The sequence below is a fragment of the Vibrio sp. 1CM2L genome (genome assembly GCF_023161695.1).
Lineage (GTDB): Bacteria > Pseudomonadota > Gammaproteobacteria > Enterobacterales > Vibrionaceae > Vibrio > Vibrio coralliirubri.
In genome coordinates this window covers 1,114,946-1,131,651 of record NZ_JALNTT010000001.1, presented here as the reverse complement: position 1 = coordinate 1,131,651, position 16,706 = coordinate 1,114,946, and the positions used below count along the sequence as shown (strand labels likewise).

The 16,706-nt window shown below is 44.1% G+C and carries 15 protein-coding genes; 4 read left to right on the top strand and 11 right to left on the bottom strand.

The annotated features are described in order from the left end of the window. Window positions 1-74: 74 nt before the first annotated feature. The 9 genes from folM to MSG34_RS04835 all read right to left on the bottom strand — a co-directional run bounded on the left by folM (window position 75) and on the right by MSG34_RS04835 (window position 9,315). Window positions 75-791 carry a dihydromonapterin reductase gene (gene folM, locus MSG34_RS04875; protein WP_248336441.1) on the bottom strand — a complete coding sequence of 239 codons (717 nt, stop codon included), beginning with the start codon at window positions 789-791 and terminating at the stop codon, window positions 75-77. Then, window positions 788-1,426, bottom strand: coding sequence for a GTP cyclohydrolase I FolE (folE, locus tag MSG34_RS04870; protein ID WP_248336440.1), 639 nt, complete (start codon window positions 1,424-1,426; stop codon window positions 788-790). The genes folM and folE overlap by 4 nt, the downstream gene beginning before the upstream one ends. A 17-nt stretch (window positions 1,427-1,443) precedes the next feature. Then, window positions 1,444-1,815, bottom strand: coding sequence for a dihydroneopterin triphosphate 2'-epimerase (gene folX, locus MSG34_RS04865; RefSeq protein WP_017067658.1), 372 nt, complete (start codon window positions 1,813-1,815; stop codon window positions 1,444-1,446). Window positions 1,816-1,912: 97 nt separating this feature from the next. Further along, window positions 1,913-2,410 carry a 2-amino-4-hydroxy-6-hydroxymethyldihydropteridine diphosphokinase gene (folK, locus tag MSG34_RS04860; protein ID WP_248336439.1) on the bottom strand — a complete coding sequence of 166 codons (498 nt, stop codon included), beginning with the start codon at window positions 2,408-2,410 and terminating at the stop codon, window positions 1,913-1,915. A 360-nt stretch (window positions 2,411-2,770) separates the two neighbouring features. After that, window positions 2,771-3,586 carry a DUF4238 domain-containing protein gene (locus MSG34_RS04855; RefSeq protein ID WP_248336438.1) on the bottom strand — a complete coding sequence of 272 codons (816 nt, stop codon included), beginning with the start codon at window positions 3,584-3,586 and terminating at the stop codon, window positions 2,771-2,773. A 256-nt stretch (window positions 3,587-3,842) separates the two neighbouring features. Then, window positions 3,843-3,986 carry a hypothetical protein gene (locus MSG34_RS04850; protein WP_248336437.1) on the bottom strand — a complete coding sequence of 48 codons (144 nt, stop codon included), beginning with the start codon at window positions 3,984-3,986 and terminating at the stop codon, window positions 3,843-3,845. A gap of 40 nt (window positions 3,987-4,026) precedes the next feature. Further along, window positions 4,027-6,324, bottom strand: coding sequence for a formate C-acetyltransferase (pflB, locus tag MSG34_RS04845; RefSeq protein WP_348983357.1), 2,298 nt, complete (start codon window positions 6,322-6,324; stop codon window positions 4,027-4,029). Between the two features lie 231 nt (window positions 6,325-6,555). Next, on the bottom strand, window positions 6,556-6,900 hold the full coding sequence (locus MSG34_RS04840; RefSeq protein WP_248336436.1) for an SMR family transporter: 345 nt from the start codon (window positions 6,898-6,900) through the stop codon (window positions 6,556-6,558). Between the two features lie 243 nt (window positions 6,901-7,143). Next, window positions 7,144-9,315, bottom strand: coding sequence for a metallophosphoesterase (locus tag MSG34_RS04835; RefSeq protein WP_248336435.1), 2,172 nt, complete (start codon window positions 9,313-9,315; stop codon window positions 7,144-7,146). A gap of 510 nt (window positions 9,316-9,825) precedes the next feature. On the opposite strand from MSG34_RS04835, the gene MSG34_RS04830 reads away from it, so the two are divergent. Both MSG34_RS04830 and fghA read left to right on the top strand, forming a co-directional pair. Further along, on the top strand, window positions 9,826-10,974 hold the full coding sequence (locus tag MSG34_RS04830; RefSeq protein WP_017076927.1) for an S-(hydroxymethyl)glutathione dehydrogenase/class III alcohol dehydrogenase: 1,149 nt from the start codon (window positions 9,826-9,828) through the stop codon (window positions 10,972-10,974). 156 nt (window positions 10,975-11,130) lie between these two features. Then, entirely contained in the window at window positions 11,131-11,970 is an 840-nt protein-coding gene (fghA, locus tag MSG34_RS04825; RefSeq protein ID WP_012601125.1) for an S-formylglutathione hydrolase, read from the top strand. A 77-nt stretch (window positions 11,971-12,047) separates the two neighbouring features. Here fghA and MSG34_RS04820 read toward each other — a convergent pair whose 3' ends face one another. Then, on the bottom strand, window positions 12,048-13,130 hold the full coding sequence (locus MSG34_RS04820; RefSeq protein WP_050653213.1) for a pyridoxal phosphate-dependent aminotransferase: 1,083 nt from the start codon (window positions 13,128-13,130) through the stop codon (window positions 12,048-12,050). 306 nt (window positions 13,131-13,436) lie between these two features. Here MSG34_RS04820 and MSG34_RS04815 point away from each other — a divergent pair, with 306 nt between their 5' ends. Together MSG34_RS04815 and MSG34_RS04810 are read left to right on the top strand one after the other, a co-directional pair. Then, a complete protein-coding gene (locus tag MSG34_RS04815) occupies window positions 13,437-13,838 on the top strand; it encodes a hypothetical protein (RefSeq protein WP_017061631.1) in 402 nt (133 codons plus the stop codon). Between the two features lie 225 nt (window positions 13,839-14,063). Further along, a complete protein-coding gene (locus MSG34_RS04810) occupies window positions 14,064-14,801 on the top strand; it encodes an NUDIX domain-containing protein (protein WP_050653212.1) in 738 nt (245 codons plus the stop codon). A 140-nt stretch (window positions 14,802-14,941) separates the two neighbouring features. Here MSG34_RS04810 and MSG34_RS04805 read toward each other — a convergent pair whose 3' ends face one another. Further along, the gene (locus MSG34_RS04805; RefSeq protein ID WP_050653211.1) at window positions 14,942-16,462 is read right to left on the bottom strand and encodes an aldehyde dehydrogenase family protein; all 1,521 of its coding nucleotides are present in this window, start codon (window positions 16,460-16,462) and stop codon (window positions 14,942-14,944) included. Window positions 16,463-16,706: the final 244 nt, after the last annotated feature.

Below are 16,706 nucleotides of genomic sequence, written 5' to 3'. Positions count from 1 at the left end.
ACCATCACTCGGTCATCAATCAGTTTTAGATAGCTACGTTTACTATCCTGCCTCAAGCTCTCAACACATGAACTTCACTTCAAATGTCTGCCGCCATCAAGGTGCAAAGTCCTTCCTGTCATATAGTGGCTAGCCAAAACAAACTTAATTCCATCGATCACTTCTTCAAAGCCTGCCTCGGCGGGAATCAGTGCTTTTTTCAGAGCTTTAGTCTTGTACGCCTCGTCATCATGTTCGTTGAATTTGATCATGGCTGGAGAGAGAGTATTTACTTTCACCTTGGGAGCCAACATCGCTGAGAACGACAGCGTCAGGTTGTTGAGTGCAGCTTTACTGGCCGCGTAAGCGATGTGTTTTTTACTGCCTTTTTCCGCGACGTAATCACTGATGTGGATGATGTCCGACGTTTTATCGCCAGACATTAGTTGGTCTTTGAGCGTTAAATTAACCAGATAAGGCACGGTAGCGTGAACCGTCATCATCTGGTTCATGATTTGTAATGCGTTTTCACGGGGATTTTCTTTGTTCTCCGGTTGCCAGTCGGAAGCGTTATGGATGATGGCTCGGAGCGCCTTGTATTCTTGACCAACATAATACAGAAAGCCCTCTAGGCTGCTTTGTTGATAAAAATCTACCTGTTGCAAGTCGGCTCCGCGGTCGCGCAGTAATTGCAGCTGGGGATAGTCGCTTCGGTAAGTGCCAATCACTTTGTATCCGTCAGATAAAAGTTGCTGCGCCAGTGCGAACCCTAAACGCTTCCCCACTCCAGTTATTAGAATCGTCTCACTCATCGTAAAAACTCAGCTCTAGTTTGAGGGTTAGTTTTGAAACTGCCACCAAGCGCGGTGGTTGTGGTTTCAGAGTTTGCATCCATAACGCCTCTCGATTTAACGCAGTAGTGAGTTGCTTTAATCGTCACAGCCACATTTTCTGTTTCAACCAGAGCCTGTATCGCGACCAGGATTTGTTGAGTAAGGCGTTCTTGAACCTGCGGGCGCTGAGCGAAGAATCGAACAATACGGTTTATTTTAGATAGCCCGAGAATCTTGGATTCAGGGATATAAGCCACTTGAGCTAAACCATCGATGGTAATGAAGTGATGTTCGCACGTAGAAGTTAAGTCTATATCCGATACCTTGACCATTTCATCAACCGACATTTTGTTGTCGATAACACTGATCTTTGGGAAGTTATTGTAGTCGAGCCCTGAAAATATCTCGTGAACGTACATCTTTGCAATGCGATGAGGTGTTTCAGCAAGACTGTCATCGGTTAAATCCAGTCCAAGCGTACTGACAACTTCCATCAAAAGTCCTTTGATGCGGTTGTACTTCTGGTCGGGGTTCATTTCACTCGATGTCATTGGGGTTTCTAGTCCCTTTTCGAGTAAAGCTTCTCTTACTTTTTCAGCTTCTGTGGTTAGCATGAGTCGCTCCTTATGAATTAATCTTCGAGTTCTGCTTCATAGCTCAGGGTGAGCGAGACGGAATCGGCGAAACGTAGAGCATGAGGCTTGTCAATTCTCACTTGAGCGTATCGGACCCATGAGTGGTCGATACAAATGCCGAGCACGTCACTGGTTAACTTTTCTAAAAGCAGAAACCGTCCAGATTCAACATGTTCAATAATTTTTTTGCAGATATTTTTGTAGTTAAGTGCGTTTTCCACATCATCAGAGAGGCAAAGGTTGTTTGCGGGGTAATGTATCTCTGCATTTATGACGATGTCTTGCTGCTTGGTTTTTTCTTCTTCGTTGAAGCCAATGAAGGTTCTTAATCTGAGATTTGTGATGGTGATAATCGCATTGTGATTCATAACAGTTTCCGATCCTTAGAAGGTAGAGTGAGTTACGTGCCTGTTAGAGGAAAAGATCAATAAAGCTCAAGCGTTCTGTTTAAAGCCGTTGTAGGGACTAAGTGAAGCTGACCTTGAAAGGTATAAGTTCGGTTTTCTGACTCAGCTGATCGAAGTTGTTCCAGAGATGCTGAAAAGAGATATCTAGAGTGGGATGACGTTCTTGCGCGGCAACATCAACTAACGGTCGAAGCACAAAAGCGTACTCGGTGATTTCACCTCGCGGCAGCTCTACTCCATCGATAGTGCCCACTTCGTTACCGTAAAGAAGGATATCGATATCCATAGTGCGCGAAGCGTATTGTTTAGTTTCACGCTTGCGATCATTCTCCAATTCTATTTGATGCAGAACCTTAGCCAGTTCAGCGATAGAAAGGTCACATTCAAACCCTACGACTAGGTTTAGGAAGTTGTCTCCTTCAAAACCAACAGGCTCACAATCGTAGAAATTAGAAATGTGCAGAGGTGCAAAGCGGCTATTCAATGCTTTGAGGGATTCTGTGATGTGATGTTCGCGGTTAATGTTGCTTCCGATGCTGACATAGACGGTGGACATATTGTTTTCTCCCTTTTAACTAGCCTCTTACGTTGTAAGTCGCTAGGAAGATCAGCTATGTATCCGTTTGATGTCGGGAGGGTAAAAGAAAATCTCCCGACAACTCATATAGAGATCGGTTCTGAGTCGGAAAGGAGGACTTTTAAACTAGAAAGTACCACGGGTAAAAATTCAGCTAATGAAGGTTCTGGACAATTATCCGTCTCGGAGAATCGAACATCAGCAATTAATGAATAACTTCAGGTATAGCAAATCGGTTATTTCCACGACCAAACCTTATTGCACTGCTCAATCGTTATATGTATGTAAATAACTCCGCCCTCAAATCTGAAGGTTCCACTTCTGAACCCAAGAATAACTTTATTTGCTCAATATATCTTTATTAGTACCTACAACATATCGATGACACTGATTATATGTAGCCATTGCTAAGTAAGTTGTAAAAAGCGGATCTAGGTTCATAGCGTGATTTTGAACTGGCGAAAAGGTGATCAACTGATTATTCGATAAAGGCATAATAAACTTAGACTTAAATGCGAACATCTGAGTCAAATCGTCAAAGAGTAGCGGGTTATCTCCCGTTAAAAAGTTGTTCCAACCTCCGTATTCTGGCGAAACATGATGGACTTTCCATGATTCATAGTCACTATCATGTACCCTAAAATCAAACGTTAGTAGAGGCAGCATAAAGCTACGAAAGTAATGCCTGAACCCTGAGTCATTTTCTAATGCGTTTTTGATTTGATCACAATCGCCAATATTGACCCCATTCAGTGTAATTCTGTCTCCAAACCGTGTTAAGTCTAGAGTTTTAATGTACTGCTCTACAAAGGGATCTAACAAAGGCATTCGCCAAAATTGAAACGCTACAAATACCTTTAGAAGATAAATGCCTTCTTTGGATATTAGTTCTTTCTCCGACAGGCTCTTGCGAACTAAATCAAAAAATTGCCCCAATGGTGCTTCAATTGTCCCGTAGAGCTTTTCTAGTGCATCAGTTCGCACACCTCGATGTGTGATTGTATTTCTATGTTTTTCGAATAATATTGTTCGAGGTGTTTGCTTATCTTTCTTGAATGATTCCAACTTTTTATCGAATACTTGAATACGACCAGACTCAGCAATAAAGCCTCGTAAATACAATTGTGGGACATAGTGATGATTAATTGAACTCAAAACTTACCTCATAAATATAACACTTTCTATACCGCGCTAAGCCGCTCTTTGCATAGATATAATGCGGTCTTTTGTTTAAGTCTTCAACAGAAAATCAATAACTTAGTGAGGGTGTTAAAAAGTTAGAATGCATTGTGAGTGCATAATTTCTGAACTTGCTGAGTTTGGATAACTTTTTGTAGGGCAAAAGTTCATTAACAGAATGTGTATGATCTTATACTCTAAATCATAAAGGGGCAAAAATAAGTTAGAGGCCCTAACCACCAGACAGAATCAAAGTAATTCCAATCACCACGAAACTTTCGAGTTTTGCCCCTAAACTAGCCAAGACAACGCGACGTCCAACAACATCATTACCGCCATACTGACGTACAAAAAAAGCGCGAGAGACGGATGTCATTCTCGCGCTTTTTTAGAACCGTATAACTTGAAGTTTACGGTTAGATCTTAGCAGTAAACGTACGGCTAATTACATCCTGTTGCTGTTCACGTGTTAGCGAGTTGAATCGCACAGCGTAACCCGACACTCGGATGGTTAACTGTGGGTATTTTTCTGGATGTTCGACGGCATCCAACAACATGTCACGGTTAAGCACGTTCACGTTAAGATGTTGTCCACCCTCAACACGAATCGATCCTGCACTTTCCTCGTGGTGGAAGTAACCATCCATTAGTGCTGCTAGGTTCACTTTTTGGCTTAGGTCATCTTTACCTAGTGCATTTGGTACGATTGAGAAGGTGTAAGAAATACCATCTTTAGCGTACTCGAACGGCAGTTTGGAAACTGAAGAAAGTGAAGCCACCGCACCTTTCTCATCACGACCGTGCATTGGGTTTGCGCCCGGGCCAAATGGCATACCTGCGCGGCGACCATCTGGCGTATTACCAGTTTTTTTACCATATACAACGTTTGAAGTAATCGTAAGGATAGATTGAGTTGGAACCGCTTCACGGTAGGTGTTCATTTTCTGAATTTTCTTCATAAAACGTTCAACCAAATCACAAGCAATATCATCGACACGTGAATCGTTGTTGCCGAATTTCGGATATTCGCCTTCAATCTCAAAGTCGACAGCGATGCCATCTTCGTTACGTACTGGTGTTACTTTCGCGTATTTGATAGCCGCTAACGAATCAGCAACAACCGACAGCCCTGCAATACCACAAGCCATTGTGCGATGAACATCGCGATCCATTAATGCCATTAACGATGCTTCATAGCTGTAACGGTCATGCGAGTAATGGATCACGTTCAGCGCAGTAACGTATTGCGTTGCAAGCCAATCCATCATGTCATCAAAGCGAGGCATTAAGCGGTCAAAATCGAGAACTTCATCTTCGATACGAGCAACTTGAGGACCAACCTGCATGTTAGATTTTTCATCAACACCACCGTTAATGGTGTAAAGCAACGCTTTAGCAAGGTTTGCACGAGCACCAAAAAACTGCATATGTTGGCCAACCACCTGCGGGCTTACACAACACGCAATCGCGTAATCGTCGTTATCAAAATCCGCACGCATTAGATCGTCGTTCTCATACTGAAGTGATGAGGTTTCGATAGACACTTTAGCCGCGTATTGTTTAAACGCGATAGGCAGTTGTTCAGACCATAGAACCGTCATATTCGGCTCTGGTGCTGGGCCCATCGTGTGCAATGTGTGCAAGTAACGGAAAGTCGTTTTGCTAACGAGTGTACGACCATCAACACCCATACCAGCCATTGCTTCTGTTGCCCAAATTGGGTCGCCAGAGAACAATGAATCGTATTCAGGAGTGCGTAGGAAACGAACCATACGAAGCTTCATGATGAAATGGTCAATTAACTCTTGCGCTTGTTTCTCATCAATCAGACCAAGTTTAAGGTCACGTTCGATGTAAACATCTAGGAAGGTTGACGTGCGGCCTAGCGACATCGCAGCACCATTTTGAGACTTAACCGCAGCTAAGTAGCCAAAATAGGTAAACTGGATTGCTTCTTGCGCAGTACGAGCAGGAGAAGACATATCAATGCCGTACTTCAAACCCATTTCTCGCATTTCATCAAGGGCACGAATTTGATCAGTAAGCTCTTCACGTAAACGCAATGTCTTATCTAAATCACCACCCGTTTCAAGCATCTTCTGAGTCGATTTGAACTGCTCATTTTTGTCTGATTTTAGGAAGTCGATACCGTACAAAGCAAGACGGCGGTAGTCGCCAATAATGCGTCCACGACCATAAGCATCTGGCAGACCAGTAATAATACCAGAACGGCGACATGCTTTAATTTCATCGGTATAAAGATCGAACGCTACTTGGTTATGCGTTTTGCGGTACTCAGTGAAGATCTTTTCGATTTGTGGCTCTAATTCACGACCGTACACTTCGCACGACGTTTTCACCATTCGAATACCACCATTCGCGATGATGCCGCGTTTCAGTGGTTTATCGGTTTGTAGACCCACGATTTTTTCGAGGTTTTTTGCAATGTAACCTGCATCGTGTGAGGTGATAGTGGAAACGATATCAGTATCAAAATCGACAGGGGCATGAGTGCGGCTTTCTTCTTTAATACCTTCTAGCACCGATTCCCATAGCTGTGTCGTCGACTCCGACACGTCCGCAAGAAAAGATTCATCACCTTCATAAGGGGTGTAGTTTCGCTGAATAAAATCACGTGCATTAACGGATGTTTGCCACTCGCCAGCTTGAAATCCCGCCCAAGCTTCCATCATATCGGTTGTCGGAATAGTCACAATGACCTCCTAAGTTATTGATAAACAGACAGTATCGATGATTATTTATAATCATTGGTTTCTGCTGGCTATACTAAACCGACCAATCTATGAGTAAAGTGAGCTGTTTTCATAAAATACATGCACAAAATGCATTTATTAGAATTACTATTTTATATTCAATATCTTAAGTTGGAGGTTAACAACTCTAGATTCCAATTAGTTTGTTGTTTCAGAAGTAGGAATAGACTCTTAGTGACTCACCGACGTTGAAAACAGGTTGATGATCACCACGCCAGACAGAATCAAAGCGATGCCAATGATCGCGTAGATGTCTAGCTTTTGCCCGTATACCAACCAAGACAACGCCGCGACCAACACTATCCCTGCCCCACACCAAATCGCATAGGCAACACCCAATGACATGGTTTGAACCGTGAGAGACAACAGATAAAAAGCGCAACCGTAGCCAACTAGTACAGCGACAGTCGCAGGTAAAGAAGTAAACTGCTGCGTTTTAGGTAATAGAGAAGTGGCGACAACTTCAAGCACAATGGCAAATGATAGCATCAGTGGAGGAGGGAGAGATAAAAGCATATTTGGGTCCACAACAATAAAATACGGCGCTCAGAATATTGTAGTTTTATTTCCAATTCATGCGATTTTCAGTAAGTAATTATTATGACGTACCCTAAAAGATCTTAACCAAAAGCTCAAAGAATAGATCTCGGATAACCCATCATTATACAAAATTAAAGAGCCTACTAACTCATGGCTAACAGGCTCTTTTTCAATTAAGTAATTTAGACACCTAGTTTATTAAAAACAAGGCCGTAACGCTTAATTTACTGATGTAGAGTCTCTTAAAATATCACGCTTAACTTCACCTTTCAGATCGGTCAGAGTTTGTTGGTCGATATCAATCAAGAAGTGGTCACTCGCTTGGCCTGTTGCAAATTTTTCAAGAATTACGAACAAGCTGCCAAAACGAGAACGGAACACCTCTCCAACGGTATATTGGCCAAGGTCACCTAGCTCAGAATCCACGGTACCATCAAATTCTGCCAGTTCTCGGCTTAGCAGTTCGTATTGGCGAAGCTGTGTTTCACCGATATCACGGAATGCCAGTTCATCTGCATTACGCAGTCGGTAGAAGTCGGTTGCTAGTAGCTCACCACTCCAATCTGCGAAATCTGCTAATTCTAGTCCTTCTAAAGAAGCCAACTTTTCAGCGACAACTTTGGCTGTCTCCCAATCTCGTTGAAACTGTTCGTAGTCATCAACACCATTGGAAATACAAGTACCTACGTCATAACCCAGTTCATTTGCTAGCTGACAAACCGTGAAGTTGGTTTCTAACTGAGACATGATCATCATCTCTTCGCCGTTCATTCGCATGATCATTTCACGCATTTCTAAAGGCCAGTCGCTCGGAAGGAAACGTAAGCGCGTTAGTTCGCGAATATGCCAGTCAGTGAGTTCGTAATAGCTCTCTGAATCCAGAATCTCTTTGTTCCAAATCTTAGCTTTTGCTTCTTCGTCATCGCCCGCGCTTGCCGTTAGGTATTCATGCTCTTCTTCGTAGTGACTGAATAGCTCGTTGTAACGAGCCACTTGGTCAATCACTACGGTTTCAACTTCGATTTGGTTATCTGGGCGAATGTTCAGTAGCTTGTAGGCTGGAATGTAGCCCGCTAACGATGGCGCTTGGATATTGAAAAGTGTGTGTTGTACACCATCAATATTGAAGCTCTTCTTACCTGTATCGTTAAAGTGCATGTGACCACCAACGTGGATATTTAAGCCCGTCGCAGCTAATGCTCGGCTGGTATTGTCATCTGGTTCACGAGCCAATTGATGGCTTCCTTCACCAAACAGATCTTCAATCTCTTCAGAAGCGCCGTTGTAGAAGTCGGTCATTGGGAAGTGCGAGAAAGACACCAGCGTCTTGTTCTGCTCTTTCGCTGCTTTTACAACATCAGAGATCCAATCGATCACGTGTTCTTTGTGAGTCAGCATCATGTTATAACCAGCGCTGCTTGAACCATCAAACGTGTTTCCATCGACAGAGCTATCAGACGAGTTTTCTACCGGACGATAAACGTTCGCGTCGATCGCCAACAACCAAAGCCCTTTCACAGGCTCTACTAAATAACTGGTATCCGGCACTTCAGAGCAGCTTGAATAACCACTTTCTTTGTAACTGCCACCCGTACCTTCATAACAGATCTCGTACATACGCTTATCAAAAGCCGCTTCTTCTTTCGCTAAATCATAGCTGTAATTAGTTCGAGCTTGGTCGCTGCTGTAAGGCGTCTCAAAGTAGAGATAATCTTGCTGAGGGTAGAAGCCGTGAGTACCTAGGATACTCATGATCTCTTCATAGCCCCATTCGCGTACTTCTTCAGTACAGATGGTTGCTAAGTTGTCACCTTCACCGGGAATGGTCGTCCACTCATCGTCATAACCAACACACTCTTCTTTACCGCGACTGTAGATGCGCTGCTTCTTACCACCTTCGCCTAGGTAATCAGATTTACCTGCAGGGATTGTAAATGGACGCCCTGGATCGTGGTTGCCTGGCGCTGCAAAAAACTCAAGACCGTACGTGTCGCGGTAGTGATCAAAAATGCTCACCAAGCCACGCATATGAATCGGCTGACCGTCGTCACTAAAGTCACCTGGCAAGGCTACGTATTTCACGCCACGCTCAACCACATCATCAAGCGCCGCTATCATCGCAAAGTAGTTTTCATTGAATAGACGAGTGGAGTTCATCTGAGACTCCATCGTTCGAATTGTCGCATACTCGCCACTATCCGAATTGTAGAGTCCCGCGAACGAACCGTCTTGAAAATCACCGTAGACATCATGGAAATGGATGTCAGGCATGAACGCCACTTGCACTGCGCTATCTAGATTGCCGCTGTCGTCACTTGGTGAACTTGAATTACAACCAGCTAATGTGGCTGCTATTAAGCCTGACAGTACGGTCAATGTACTCTTTTTCATTTTCTCTTCCCAAAAAGTTAGAACTCAAAATTTGGCGAGGAGACTAGATGAGAAAAATGACACTATTGTTTCTTATATCTTACAAAACGTCGCACAACGAACGCTTATGCGACATTGCTTCAGTCGTTAAAATTCAACAAGTTATCATCCATCTCAAAAGCTGATAGATCAACAATACGAATCGAAGATTAATATACAAATCGCCATAAAATCCCCACCTAAACATCAGTAAAAACAATGTATTCAGACCGTTTGGATAAGTCACATATCCTCAAAACCTGAGTCGCTCTTGCTAAGATAGTTGCCAATAAGAAAATTCATTGTTCCATACTTATTATTACAAATACGTAATAATCATTTTCCATTTCGGGGGATTATCAAAACTCGTACTCACACCTATACTAGCTCCAACAAAACGAGAGAGCGGAAACAATTAAGCTCAACTACGCTTAACGGGTTGAATTTAATTGCACAGTTATCCGCTGTACTGACATATATAGGAAACATCCAATGACAATCGAAATTAAACCTGGTCAAACGCATATCAAATCAAAAGCAATGGTTGCATGGGCAGCTGGCGAGCCACTAAAAATGGAAGAAGTTGATGTACAACTTCCTAAAGCTGGTGAGGTTCTAGTTCGCATCGTTGCTACTGGTGTTTGTCACACTGACGCATTCACATTATCAGGTGACGATCCAGAAGGTATCTTCCCTTCAATTCTTGGTCACGAAGGTGGCGGCATCGTTGAGATGATCGGCGAAGGCGTTACAAGTGTTGAGATTGGCGACCACGTTATCCCACTTTACACAGCTGAATGTGGCGAATGTAAGTTCTGTAAATCTGGTAAAACTAACCTATGCCAAGCGGTTCGCGAAACGCAAGGTAAAGGCCTAATGCCAGACGGTACAAGCCGCTTCTCTATTAATGGCGAAACGATTTTCCATTACATGGGTTGTTCTACTTTCTCTGAGTACACAGTACTTCCAGAAATCTCACTAGCGAAAGTAAGCAAAGAAGCACCACTTGAAGAAGTTTGTCTTCTAGGTTGTGGTGTAACAACAGGTATGGGCGCGGTACTGAACACAGCTAAAGTAGAAAAAGGCGACAACGTTGCTGTATTCGGCCTAGGCGGTATCGGTCTTTCTGCAATCATTGGTGCTCGCATGGCTGGTGCTAACCGCATCATCGGTGTTGATATCAACGAGAGCAAATTTGAGCTAGCAAAACAGCTTGGCGCGACTGACTGCATCAACCCAACTAAATTCGACAAGCCAATCCAAGACGTTATCGTTGAGATGACAGACGGTGGTGTTGAGTACTCTTTCGAGTGTATCGGTAACGTAAACGTGATGCGTCAAGCACTTGAGTGCTGCCACAAAGGTTGGGGCGAATCAGTCATCATTGGTGTTGCGGGTGCAGGTCAAGAGATCGCTACTCGTCCATTCCAACTAGTAACTGGTCGTGTATGGCGTGGTTCTGCTTTCGGTGGTGTTAAAGGCCGCTCTGAGCTTCCAGAAATCGTTAACCGTTACATGGCAGGTGAATTTGGTCTTCAAGAGTTCATTACTCACACGATGGGTCTGCAAGACGTTAACGAAGCATTCGACCTAATGCACAAAGGTGAATCTATCCGTACTGTTCTACACATGGATAAATAACACCCCTTGGTCTCGATACTTAGGTGTCGAGACCACAGTTCTGACTTAAACATCAGAGCGAAACTGTCTTCACCACCTCCTGCCCGGTGGGTGGTGAAACTTTAAATGATATAGACACGTTACTCCCCAAACCATCAACCTAACGGAGCACAATAGATGACAATCGAAAACATTAGCCAAGCAAAGGTTGCTGGTGGTTGGCACAAACAATACACCCACTTTTCTGCAACGCTTGACTGCAACATGCGTTTTGCGATTTTCTTGCCGCCTAACGCAAGCAAAGAAAACCCAGTTCCTGTTTTGTATTGGTTGTCAGGCTTAACCTGTACCGATGAAAACTTCATGCAAAAAGCCGGCGCTTTCAAAGCCGCGGCTGAGCAAGGCATCGCGATTGTTGCACCAGACACTAGCCCACGTGGCGAAGGTGTTGCCGACGATGAAAATTACGATCTCGGCCAAGGTGCAGGCTTCTACGTGAATGCAACTCAAGCGCCATGGGACAGCCATTACCACATGTACGACTACGTGGTAACAGAGCTCCCAGCACTGATTGAATCTTTCTTCCCTGTGACATCTGTAAAATCGATTTCTGGTCACAGCATGGGCGGACACGGTGCTCTAACGATTGGCATCAAAAACGAAGATAGCTACCGTTCTATCTCGGCATTCAGCCCAATCACCAACCCAATGCAATGCCCTTGGGGACAAAAAGCCTTCAACCAATACCTAGGCTTAGATATTGAAGAGTGGAAACACTACGACGCGTCTGAGCTTCTAAAAACCAAAGGCACTAAGCTGCCAATGTTGGTTGACCAAGGCGAAGCCGATAACTTCCTGATTGAGCAGCTTAAACCTGAGCAATTAGTCGAAGCCGCTAAGGTAACCAATGCCGATTTAGAGCTACGTATGCAGCCAGGTTACGACCATAGCTACTACTTCATCTCTAGCTTTATTGATGAACACATTGAGTTCCACGCTGCTTACCTGAACAAGTAGCCAGATGAATTTAGCCCGCACTTTGTAAACACAAGGTGCGGGCTTTTTAATACCTGATGATTTTATAACGGTTGCTTTTATAACTGCTGAATACGCTGCTTTAACGCTTCTAAATCCACATCATTTCCAACAATTCGTATTCGAACATACTCTTCAGTCATCGCGTCGCACGTAATTGCAAAATCAACACCGGAGCACGTCTTGATACCGATATTCTCAAATAGCTTTGAAAGGTGAGTTCCTGTCTTTTTCAGCAACATAATGGGTGTTGATATTGACGTACCAACAACCTCAATATTGTGCTCAGACAACAAGCCGATCATTTGCTGCTTAAAGTATTCGGTTTTGCTGCGGTTCATTTCTAAGAAGTGCTTCGCACTGGGTAAGGTCGCCGATGCGATTTTTATTGAAGGGTAAGTCGGCGTAAACACACTCACCGCAGCTTCTATTGCAGAAGTCAGGTTTTCACTGCTGGCTAAGTAACCGAGTCGAATCCCTGCAAGTCCTAAGCCCTTAGAAAAGGTTCGCAAAACTATTAAGTTGTCCAAGACTAAGGTTTGATCGAGCATAGACTGTTCAGGAGTCAGATATTCGCCATAGGCCTCGTCGACAATCAAAATAGCGCCAGAACGCTCACATACTCTCGCTATCTCGACCAGATAAGCTCTGTCGTAGATTCGACCCGTTGGGTTGTTGGGATTATCGATATACACCAAGGCCGGCTTTTGACTGCTTATTTTTGAGGCCAACACACCAAACAGATCCGACTCGTTTTGATAATCAAGCATGTTGATGGACTGGTACTTCCCATCCACCAAAGTGAACTCAGATACTGCTTCAACAAACTGAGGGCCAATGCCTATCATGGTGCGATTGTTGTGATCGATAAGTTTATTGAAGATAAGTTCTAGCGCCCCAAGAGAGCCCGTGGTGTACGTAATACGACAATCTTCAATCCCAATAAACTGGCGAGTTAGATAGGTCAGTTCTGAAAGCTCCCTGTGGCAATAGTACTTATCAATCCCATAGATAATATCTTTGACCACATGTTCAGGAATCTCTGGTGCGCCAAATGGATTAGAGCCGAGTGAGCAATCGATACGAAATGAGTGATCGACATAAGAATGGTATTCACCACTTAACCGTGGATTTAAATGCATAAGAAAACGCTCAAAAAATATTCATGCGCTATTCTTATCGTATTAGTTTTTATAGATATAGGTCATTTCGCGACAGTTCTTCGCCTTGTTTCGAGAGACTGGTTAAAAACAAAGATTGGTTCAAATAACGAATTCTCTTAAGCCATAATCATGAGTTAAGCACTCGTGTTTCCATTTCGAGTTAACCGAACCGCTTTCTTTGCGCTAGATTAAGCTGAGATAAGATAGGGTAATAACAGAGCTTGCATCTTTACTCTCCCTAGTTACCATAGCCCCATTAACATCCCCCATATTTTGAAGGTTGCTATGAAAGCAATTAAGACTCTTTTCTTCCTGATGGTTTTATTGAGCGGTCTATTTACCGCTTGGCTGTTTATCCCGATTCCAGCGACCATGGACAAGCAAACGCTCGACGTTCCATTAACGGAACCTTTCAAGCTTGTTGCGTATCGCAGCAACCCGAATGATGCGAGCAAGCCGCTGACTTACCACTACTATGTGATTTCAGATGTGGTTGGTGTAGACGACATGGATCCATTCCTGATTACCACGGATCAGTTCGTGAAGCTTGGCGAATTCGACGAGAACACATTCAACCTTACGGTTAACGGCAAGATTGATAGCTACACCAACGATTTGTGGATCAAGAAATCTGATGGCAAGCTTCAACACTGGTACGTGAGTATTAACGCGAACTATATTCGCTAAAATCGAACTGCAATAAACCTCATATCAAAACTGCGATTTGGCTTCCAAGCGCAGTTTTTTGTTTCTAGCAACACCCTCCACTTACCCCGACCCAGTCGACATAAACTGCATTGCCTACTTTTGATTCACTACTGCCCTTGCTCTCAAGGTGTTATAAGCTCTTTAGATACGATAAGCTCAAACCACTCTCGACGCCCAATAAATCAAAATAATAAAGGATCACCCGTGGAATTTACGCTCGACAAATTTAACGGCATCATCATCGACCCAGCAACCGCCCCTCACGATACTGACTCATTCAATGCTGAACTCAGCGAGATCACCGAATTTTCAAAGCAGAATAACAAAGGCATTATTTGGATTAGCCTGCCTATTTCACTCTCGCACCTTATTCCAGTGGCAACTGAGCTTGGTTTTGTGTTTCACAACTGCTTAGAAGACGAGATTACGCTGATCCATAAATCCGAGATTGTGGAGTTTGTGCCTTTCATCCCCACCCACACCTTGGGCGCTGGCGCGTTAATCACTAACGAACACAACCAAGTTCTGATGATCAAAGAGCACGGCATGACGGGTTACAAATTACCGGGCGGTCATATTGAGTTGGGTGAAGGCATTGAAGAGTCTGTGGTTCGAGAAACCTTGGAAGAGACTGGTATCGAAGCCACGTTCATGTCTGTGGTTGGCATGGCGACAAGACACCCGTATCAATTCGGTAAATCAAACCTCTACTTTATTTGCCACCTTATTGCCCAAACTCAAGAAATTGCGATTCAAGACACCGATGAAATCGCAGAAGCTAAATGGATTGATGTTGAAGAGTATATTAACAACCCCGACAGCTACCCGTTTAACCGCCAGTTGGTCGGCTCTTTGATAGGCAAACAAGGATTAGAACTTACCCAACTAGAAAGCAACTATGGCCCGAACCATAAGCCAGAGATCTTCTTTTCGAAAAGCTAGACCAATTCAAACATAAAAACGCCCAACTCGATTGAATTGGGCGTTTTGGTTTCTAGCTTTTGTTCTTAATTAAGCCGACTGCGTTGTTAGTTATTCTTTGTACCTATGATTCATTCTCATACTTTTTAAACGAACCTGTATTAAAAGAAGCCTAACGGATTCGTATCGTAGCTGATTAATAGATTCTTGGTGTTTTGGTAGTGGTCGAGCATCATCTTGTGTGTCTCACGGCCAATACCCGATTTTTTGTAACCACCAAACGCGGCATGTGCTGGGTAAGCGTGGTAACAGTTCACCCAAATACGCCCCGCTTCAATGTTACGACCCATGCGATACGCGAGGTTTGCATCACGCGTCCACACGCCTGCACCCAAGCCATATTCAGTGTCATTGGCGATCTCTAGCGCTTCTGCTTCGTCTTTAAACGTCGTCACCGCGATTACAGGGCCAAAGATCTCTTCTTGGAATACACGCATCTTGTTGTGCCCTTCCAACATGGTTGGCTGGATGTAATAACCATTACCGAGATCATCAGATTGCTGCGCGATTTCGCCACCTGTCAACACTTTCGCGCCTTCTTGACGACCAATTTCTAGGTAGCTCAGAATCTTATCGAACTGCTCCTTAGAAGCTTGTGCGCCCACCTGAGTATCAGTATCTAGCGGGTTACCTTGTTTAATAGTTTGAGCACGCTCGACCACCTTGGCGATGAACTTGTCGTATACCGATTCGTGGATCAACACACGTGATGGACAAGTACATACTTCCCCTTGGTTAAAGAACGCCAGCAACATACCTTCAACACACTTATCGAGGTATTCATCTTCATGGTTAAAGATGTCTGGGAAGTAGATATTTGGAGACTTACCGCCAAGCTCAACCGTTGATGGAATCAAGCTTTCAGCCGCACATTTCAGAATATGATGGCCGACTTCTGTTGAACCGGTAAATGCCAGTTTCGCCAAGCGATCACTGGTTGCTAATGCTTGACCCGCTTCACTACCAAAACCATTCACGATGTTGACGACGCCTGCTGGTAGAAGATCGGCGATCTTCTCCATCATCACCAAGATCGATGTCGGTGTTTGCTCGGCTGGCTTCATCACCACACAACAGCCCGCAGCTAACGCTGGTGCCAATTTCCAAGCCGCCATTAAAATCGGGAAGTTCCAAGGAATGATCTGACCTACCACACCGATTGGTTCTGGGAAGTGGTAACTCGCGGTGTTTGAATCGAGCTCTGCTGCACTGCCTTCTTGCGCTCGGATACAACCCGCAAAGTAACGGAAGTGGTCAACGACTAACGGAATGTCTGCTGCTAAAGTTTCACGCACAGGCTTGCCGTTTTCCCACGTCTCCGCGACCGCGATTTCTTCTAAATTCGCTTCAATGCGGTCGGCAATTTTAAGTAGAATGTTCGAACGTTCAGTCACGCTAGTCGCAGCCCAACTCGCACGAGCTGCATGCGCCGCATCCAGTGCCAAGCTAATGTCCGCCTCGGTTGAGCGTGCCACTTGGCAATACACCTGACCATTCACTGGGGAAGTGTTATCAAAATACTCGCCGCTGACAGGCTTCACCCACTCGCCACCGATAAAGTTATCGTATTGCGCTTTAAAGTTCACCACTGCGTTGTCACTACCCGGCTGTGCGTAAATCATAGTTAGATCCTTCTTCGATTTGATATTCGTTATTGAGCTAGAGCTGTCTTATTTTTGTGGCGGCTCCCCTTGAGAAAAGAACTCATGGCGAGACGCCCATGTTTATACTTTCTGTTTAAAACACTGATACTTCGTGTTTTCTTCACAACAGTAACAACGCAAATCACACGCCAGAACTTCAAAACCTGTTGTTAATAAATTGTAAAACTATGATTACCAAACGTTTACAACCCAAAGTGAGTTG